Raw genomic sequence first — 7,839 nt, 5'->3', positions numbered from 1 at the left:
TGAAAATCATCTGCGTCCATCCCTCCGCCGGCTCGATCGATTTTGTACATCCGGGTGATGAGGGATTTCTTCAGGGGCCCTTTCATTCGCTCCACGGGTATAGTAGCAAAAAACGGGATTTGTATCATTAGAATTTTGTTAAACTTTTGCTTTTCCCCGGATTTCCGACGTCTTGAAAATGGTTAAATGATAAAAAAGGACGCTTCTCCTGTTGAAAAGCGTCCACCTGAACTGCGAACGGATAACTATATTTCGGAATGTTTTTAAAGAAAGGGTGTCTATTTTTTGTACCCTGCATTCCCAAATCAGGATGACCGGCAGAGACGGAATGGATTCATGGCGGCAGGCTCAGTCTCTGATTTCGATGATTTCGTCTTCATCTTTTCTTGCCAGCGGTACGGGGTGATGGTTCGGGATGCCGAAGGACATGGCAAGGACCATTTCTCCTTCGCCCAGCCATTCATGGAGTTCGTCGTAAGCAAAGAAAATGTTTCCGATCCAGAGGCTGCCATAGCCCATGGAAGTGGCCTGGAGGGCCATATTTTCTGCAGCGGCGCCAATGGCCTGAACGTCGGAGAGTTCATGAATCTTTTCAGCCGTGGTCCAGGTATCGGTGAGAGGACGGCCATCCGGATTTACAATGAATACGAGAATCGGCGCCTGTTCCATGCATTTCAGAGTAAAACGGGCATTCACATAGAGTTCCGGAGATCCGGCGAGGACCCCTTCGCCTTTTTCTGCCCGTTCGATGCCTTTTTCCATGAGGGCGAGGGCCTCTTTCTTGCTTTCCCCCTTGACCACGATAAATTTCCAGGGCTGACGGTTCTTTGCCGATGGTGCCCACATGCCGGCGCGGAGGATTTCCCGCATATCCACTTTGGAAATATCATCGCTCTTGAAGAAGCGTACGCTTCTGCGCTTGAAAATTACGTTGTACATACCATTCATCCTTTCTATATATAATGTATTATAATATTCTTCGCTTTATACACACCGCCTCTATTATACACTGTTTGAACATTAAAGGAAATAAAGAAATAACCCGTGGTCAATTTTGCTCACTGAAACCATTTCCGGAAAATCAAAGAAAACGCTGTACCTTCCCGGGGTGTATTGTGAGGGTCTGGCGAATGAACGTAACGCAGGGAACGAATTGTTTCAATTTTCCCTCGCAGGATAGTACGCCCCTTCTGTCGCCTTCGGCGACACCTCCCCTGACGCGGGGAGGACTTACGCCGGAGCCCTCCCGGGCGAAGCGGGGCTGGCATGAGTTTTTCGCTGCGAAGCAGCGGAGCCTGTTTTCCCACGGCCGAAGGGCCGGTTGTATGGTTTTTATGAGGAAATGATAGCCCTTTCGCCTGGGCAAAATCCCCATAAAAAATATTGCCGCATCAGCGGCAATACCTTCCCGAAGTCCCGATAACCCCGAAATGAATCCCGACAACCCCGATTCAAAAGCCTGTACACCTGAAATTTCCATTATAAAAAGGGCGCCTGTATTATTTCAAGGCGCCCACCTTCACGGATCCCGGACCACGGACCACGAATCACGAATCACGAACAGCGAACAACGAAGAACGAAAGGCACAAATTGACTCAAACCATTAAATTACAAATATTCCGAAACCTTCACTTTCCCTTTAACCGGCTGACCATCGATAAATGCCCTCATATTTCCAAAGGCATTTGTTACGGCTTCATTGAGGGCAAAGGATGTTTTTTCCGCATTATGGGCGGAGCCGGTGACGTTCGGATATTTCAGGATTTCATAACCTTCTTTGGGATAGTTGTCGAATTCCTGCCACCATACGTCCATGGAAAGGTGGAAAAGGGGATGGGTTCTGATGTGGGTCAGGATATCTTCATAATTGATGAGGGCGGCCCTGGCCACGTCTATAATCTGGGCATCTTCTTTCATGAGGGAAAGAATTTCTTTGTCGATGATGCCTTCAGTTTCTTTTGTTTTGGGAAGGGAAAGGATGAGGATGTCCGCTTCCGGGATGATTTCTTTCAGGTCTTTCATGGCAAATCCGCCGTCCAGAAGGTTTGAAACAGGAGGGGTCCGGCCGATGGCGTAGATTTTTCCGCCGAAGGGCCGGAGGATTTTCGCGATGGCTTTTCCGATGCCGCCAAAGCCCAGAATGAGGGCGGTCTGTTCACAGAGGAGTTTCTGGTTGTGTCCTGCCGCATTGAAAATGCCGCGGGAAAGTTCTTCGGTCTGTTCCCGGAGACAGCGGTTATTGCAGATGATCATGCCTAAAGCGGATTCCGCAATTCCATGGGCCCAGCCGCCCACATTGCAGTACAGGGGGATTCCTTTGGGAAGGACATGGAAATCGTGATGGTCCGCGCCGGTCAGGATGGTCTGCACCATTTTCGGCCGGTTCAGCAGCTGCTTTTCTCCGGCTGTCAATTCGTCGGTGATTTTGGCGGCCAGAAGTAAATCGGTATGGGAAATGGCGTCGAGTCTCTCTTTTTCGTCCAAATCTTCCAGCCACACCACTTGGCAGTCCGGGAATGTGGACTCTGCTTTCCTTAGAAATAATTTCTTTAATTTCGGGGCGATAGTTATGGTAGTCATGGGGGACCTCCTGTCCTGTTGAAATGGAGAAATTCAGGGTAAAGGAATCGGTTATCAGTTCGCAGTTGAAGGAAGCCCGCATCAGAAATCTGAAAGCGGGCCATTTTATTGAAATATGGGACGAACCCATGTAAATATTCTGTGAGAGCCAAAGGCCGTGCGCAAAGCGCACTGCATCCTATTGGTTTCCGAAGGAAACCATACCATTCACGGACCACGGAAAGCACAAAAGCCTCTATCCCTTGTCCCCGCTCAACGCCTCTATATTCTCCTGCACTTTCTGTGCGGATTCCATCAGTTTCCCTGCTTTTTCCATGAGTTTATCCATCCGGTCGTTATGGTATTCGTAAATCGTATCTCCGTCTTTGAGGATGTCTCCGCCGGGCCGTCCGCCGGAAAGTTTCACGTACAGGTCTCCCACGAGGGCAGAGGAATCGATGGAGACCCGGCAGTCCGTGGGAATCATTTCTTTATTTCTGATATATAAATCAAGGACTGCTTTGCCGTTTTCGGTCCGGATTTTGTTTACCCGGCCCACATTGACTCCGGCGTAAAGGACCTGGGCGCTTTTTTTGATGCCCCGGGCATTGTCAAAGACTGCATGGACTTCGAAAATGTCCTGATGGAAAATTTTGAGGGGCAGCGCAAAAAGGCTGAATATGCCGAGGAGGATTGCTGCCGTCAGAGCAATCATGCCGATTTTCATTTCCTTTGTCACAGGAGTCCCTCCTTTTCAATCCTCTTTGGAAATATTATACCTTTTTTTAATGGCTTTAGGGAAGGAAAATCGGGGACTGTATCAATGAAGCTATAAGCTCCGGCGGATGACTTCGGAAGCGGGAACAGAATCCATTTTATTTCCCTTTATATAATATGCTAAAATATAGATATTCCAAAGTGTGTTTGGAACAGGTAATTCAGTAAAGGCTTATGGCAGGAGTCGATTTTAAGGAATAAGAAATCATTAAAAGGAAAATCCGTATAAAGATAAATGGAAATGATAAAGGGTTTCCTTTCTTATTCTTCTTTCAGCCCCATAAGCCATTGCGCGAAAAGGAATTTCGCGCGTCATTTGAAAGAAGGAACAGAATATGGGAAATAATTACAGTTCCGATAGTTCTTTTAGTGCGCTCCGGCAGGCGGACGGCAAGGTCCTGGGGCGGGTCCGGCTTCTGGTGAAAGGGTCCACGCCTACCGCAGGAATGAAGGACTATCGTTTTTTCGTGGATGCTTTGTCTCCGCTGCCAAGAGGATTTGAAGATTCGGAAAAACATGGTTTCACGGGTTTCATGAGCCGCGTGGGTTTCGGGTTCAATTCCTTTGCCAATGAGGAGGAGGCGCTCGGCCGCCTGCAGGAAAGGATGGGAAACTGTTTCGTCACGTTTACCCCGGCTATCAGAAATAATAAATATTTCGTGCTGGATGATCTGCAGATTGAAGGGACCACGCCTTTTATGGATCTGGACACCGGTTTTTATCCCGTCCCTGCCTTTGGCACTGTGGACCAGCCTGCTTTTGATGGGGATATCAATAAATTCTGCAGCCATCTGATTCTCGGAAAGCCTCTTCCCGGTCTTTCGAAGAAATACTGGAATAATGATGTGCCCGCAAAAATGATTATCGCCGCCACCAGGAATTTTGAGGGCCGCCTGGGCCCCTGGGTCGTTTTTGCCCCTCTTTACGATAAGGCTTTCGATCATGCAGTCATCGGGCAGGGCGGCGCCTATTTCCGCGTCAGGGATGGAGGGCCCCTGGGGTATGGCATTGTGGATGAGAGAAATTCGGAACTTTTCTCCCATATCCTCTGCTGCGGGAAACTTCCTCTCTGGTTTGTGCCCGATGAATTCCTGCCGGATCTCCGCATGAATCTGAAACCGGTCCCTCCGGACGGAGACCTCCTCAAAGATTCGGGGGTTGAACGGAATCCTTTCCTGGAAGAGGAGCCCCTTTTTATTCCTCCGGCTGAGGAAAAAACAGAAGGATCGATTACGGCCATGGATATCGATCCCATCGTAGAAAGCCTGGCTTCCGAGGAAATAGAAATGCCTCTTTCCACGGAAGAGGAGGAAATCCTGTCTCAGGAAACCGAAGAAAAACCATCGGAAGAAAAAGTCTTTCTGGACCGGCTTTCCGAAGCCGCTGCCGGATCAGGCCTTCTTTACGCGAAGGAGGATCTCCTCAATTTCCATATTTCCCTCAAATCCTCCCGCCTCACCATTCTGGCGGGCATGAGCGGCACGGGAAAATCGGGCCTTGTCCGCCTGTACGGAAAAGCGCTGGGCCTCCCTGAAGAACGGGTCCGCTTCCTGGCCGTCCGCCCTTCCTGGATGGATGATGGAGATATCCTGGGCTATGTGGATACGAAAAATAATATTTACCGCAGTGCCGATACGGGCCTTTCGGAAACTTTAATCGATGCCGCCGCCCATCCGGACCGGCTGTATCTCATCTGTTTTGACGAAATGAACCTGGCCAGAGCCGAGCATTATTTTGCCCAGTTTATTTCCGTTCTGGAAAAAGAGGAAAATCCTGTAATCCGTCTCTACAATCCGGCCCTCTCGGGAAAGCTGTATAACGGGGACAAATATCCGGCGGAAATCAGGGTGGGACGGAATGTGCTCTTTACGGGTACCGTGAATGTGGACGAATCCACCTATCATTTCTCCGATAAAATCCTGGACCGGGCCAATGTCATCACCCTCCATCAGGGTCGTTTCCATGATTTGCTTGCCCTGGGACCAAAGGAAGAAATCAACTGTCCCGAAATGAGCGCTTCCCTTTGGGAATCTTTCCGCAAAGTGGATGGCCTGGGCCTTTCCGAAACGGAACTGGACCTTCTGGATGAACTGAATGATGCCTTCAAAAAGAGCGGAGGCGCCTCGGGGATTGGTTTCCGCATTGCTGCCCAGATGGGACGGTATCTGGAAAATATTCCCGAAGATGCCGGATTTGACAGGGCTCAGGGCATCGATGCCCAGATCGTGCAGCGGGTGCTCACGAAACTCCGTGGTTCCTCCCAGCAGCTGGAAGGCCTTATTTCCATCGGAGAAAAAGGGAGCCTCTCCGGAGCGATTCCCGAAGTGCTGGACCGGTTCAGTGCACTTTCTGATTTCCATGAATCCAGAGAAACGCTGGCAAAGAAAGCCGGGGAGCTGAAGCTCTATGACTACACCATCTAAACTGCCTTTTTCCCTCACTTTCTCCGGCGGCTGGGATAAAGGGGTGAAATATTTCACTGCCTTTACCACGGATCCCGACGAACTTTCAGAAACCATGAACCCGGGACTCACGCTCACGGAAAATCAGGACATCCTCATCCGTTTCGAAGGACCCCGGGATTTCCGTTTCACCATGGATGGCCTCGATGTGGTTACCATTCCCGGAACTGAAAGAATCGATGGACAGACCTGGATCCAGCCTTTCCGCCGCGGCCAGCCGCCGCTCCTTCTTTTCGAAGGGGCCGATTTTCCCCTGGTTCCCGGGTACTATGTGATTACGGTGACTGGCGGAGAACGAAACTGGTATGGCCTTTTGGAAATCCTGCCGAAATACATGGGCAAACAGAGCTGGCAGGACATGCGGGATGAGCTGACCGATGAAATCAAACATATTTCCTTTGATTTCATGAAAAAGAACATCCATATTTCCAGAAATCTGGAAGGGGACCTGGGCCTCTCGGGAGACCTGCTCCTGAAATTTTATGCCATCAGCGATGAATCCCAGGTGGTCCTTTCCGTGCTGGACGAATTGTCCCATACCGCCAATGCCCGCCTCTGCCTGACCCTGGGGCAGGTGAGACAGAACGAAAGAAAAATCAATCCCCATATCCGTCCCCAGCATGTGAAAGAACGGGAAGGGGCACCCAGGGTGCCGGTGGTGTATACGGAAATCACCAGAAACGTGGCGGAAAACCGCTTTGCCAAATCCATCCTTCTCCGCCTGGACCGGCTGCTTTACCATTTTTTGCAGGAAATAGAAAAACCCCTCGCCGTCCTTTCGAAACGGCAGGAGGAACTTTCTTCCTATGCGGAGCGGAGAGAATACAAGACAGGAGAACGGGCCCTTTCCCAGCTTCTTCTCTATCAGAACCGGGCAAGGCGCATCCGCGCCTCCATCCGGCGCATCGCTTTGTCTCCCTGGTTTGAAGAAGCCGACGGCCATATGCCTGCGGAAATGCCCGTGACCATATTCATGGATCCCCGGTACTCCGTACTTTACCGGCTCTATAAAAATCTGGCCAATCCCGAAAAAAGCCTCGAACTTTCCAATTTCTACCAGTTCCGCTGGAAACGGACCGATAAACTCTATGAACTCTGGGGCTTTCTGCAGTTCATCAAAGCCCTCTCCGCCAAAGGCTGGGATATCGAAGACGGCGTATCGGTGATTAAAGAAGAAGGCCGCTACCGGCTCACCTCCCTCGAATCGGGCACCGAAATCTGCATGAAACGGGAAAACGAAGAAGTCCATCTCACCTATGACGGACTCATTCCGGACACTTCCGCCGATACGGACCGGGACAAAAATCCCCTTTACACCAATAATCCCCACCGCCAGCCGGACCTTCGGCTGGATTACTATAAAGAAGGCCTCTACTATGGCTCTCTCGTGGCGGATTTCAAATACCGGGACATCCTTTTCCTCTGGAAAGATGAAACAAGAAGCTACAGCCTTCGCCATCAATTTAACGCCTACCGGGATATGAATACCCGTTTCTATCGGGATATGACAGAAACCCGGTCCCTCCGGGACAGCCGCCCGGTCAAAGAAGTCTGGGCCATCTTCCCTAGAGCCCTCCCGGGCTCCATGGACGAAGACTACAGTTTGAAATTCATCCCCCTGGCCCCCGGACTTTCCGGAAATAAAAAACTGGCGGAAGAACTGGAGGAGTATCTCACCTCGCTCTCGGGTGGGTAGTTTAATGATCAGCTGTCAGTCATTGGAAATCAATAAGAAGGGCACCTTCAGAAATAGAAAGGTGCCCATTTTTTATGCAGGGAAACCGGCACCTATGAGGGGAAATATTCTCCAAACGATTCCGCACAAATGACAGAAAAATAATAAATTCCCATTGACATAAAAGGACTGACGTGGTAACATAACATTCGCCGCCACTCAGGTGGCGGCCCCGCAGAAAAATCTCAAAAAATATTTCAAAAAAGCATTTGACACGAAAGTTTCCGCGTGGTATACTAATCAAGTCGCTTGATGAGCGATGATTCTTTGAAAACTGAACAGTACAGCGAACGAATCAAGCCGAT

At 50.0% G+C, this 7,839-nt stretch carries 5 protein-coding genes; 2 read left to right on the top strand and 3 right to left on the bottom strand.

From position 1 onward, the window contains the following. Window positions 1–348: 348 nt before the first annotated feature. The 3 genes from VZT47_RS08510 to VZT47_RS08500 all read right to left on the bottom strand — a co-directional run bounded on the left by VZT47_RS08510 (window position 349) and on the right by VZT47_RS08500 (window position 3,299). A complete protein-coding gene (locus VZT47_RS08510; protein ID WP_330224541.1) occupies window positions 349–939 on the bottom strand; it encodes a nitroreductase family protein in 591 nt (196 codons plus the stop codon). 670 nt (window positions 940–1,609) lie between these two features. Then, a complete protein-coding gene (locus VZT47_RS08505) occupies window positions 1,610–2,581 on the bottom strand; it encodes an NAD(P)-dependent oxidoreductase (protein ID WP_330224540.1) in 972 nt (323 codons plus the stop codon). 235 nt (window positions 2,582–2,816) lie between these two features. Then, window positions 2,817–3,299, bottom strand: a complete 483-nt coding sequence (locus VZT47_RS08500) for an MlaD family protein (RefSeq protein WP_330224539.1) — start codon at window positions 3,297–3,299, stop codon at window positions 2,817–2,819. Between the two features lie 373 nt (window positions 3,300–3,672). On the opposite strand from VZT47_RS08500, the gene VZT47_RS08495 reads away from it, so the two are divergent. After that, window positions 3,673–5,760, top strand: a complete 2,088-nt coding sequence (locus tag VZT47_RS08495; protein WP_330224538.1) for an McrB family protein — start codon at window positions 3,673–3,675, stop codon at window positions 5,758–5,760. Then, window positions 5,744–7,495: a nuclease domain-containing protein gene (locus VZT47_RS08490; RefSeq protein WP_330224537.1), complete on the top strand. Its 1,752-nt coding sequence runs from the start codon at window positions 5,744–5,746 to the stop codon at window positions 7,493–7,495. Before VZT47_RS08495 ends, VZT47_RS08490 begins: the two co-directional genes overlap by 17 nt. Window positions 7,496–7,839: the final 344 nt, after the last annotated feature.

Origin of the sequence: Dialister sp., from assembly GCF_036343215.1 — a bacterium.
Taxonomy (GTDB): Bacteria; Bacillota; Negativicutes; order Veillonellales; family Dialisteraceae; genus Dialister.
This window is presented reverse-complemented; position numbering and strand designations above follow the sequence as displayed.

Excerpts from the sequence above, each read along its gene's own strand:
- VZT47_RS08510 (WP_330224541.1), bottom strand. The coding sequence starts at position 939 with ATGTACAACGTAATTTTCAAGCGCAGAAGCGTACGCTTCTTCAAGAGC.
- VZT47_RS08505 (WP_330224540.1), bottom strand. The coding sequence starts at position 2,581 with ATGACTACCATAACTATCGCCCCGAAATTAAAGAAATTATTTCTAAGG.
- VZT47_RS08495 (WP_330224538.1), top strand. The coding sequence starts at position 3,673 with ATGGGAAATAATTACAGTTCCGATAGTTCTTTTAGTGCGCTCCGGCAG.
- VZT47_RS08490 (WP_330224537.1), top strand. The coding sequence starts at position 5,744 with ATGACTACACCATCTAAACTGCCTTTTTCCCTCACTTTCTCCGGCGGC.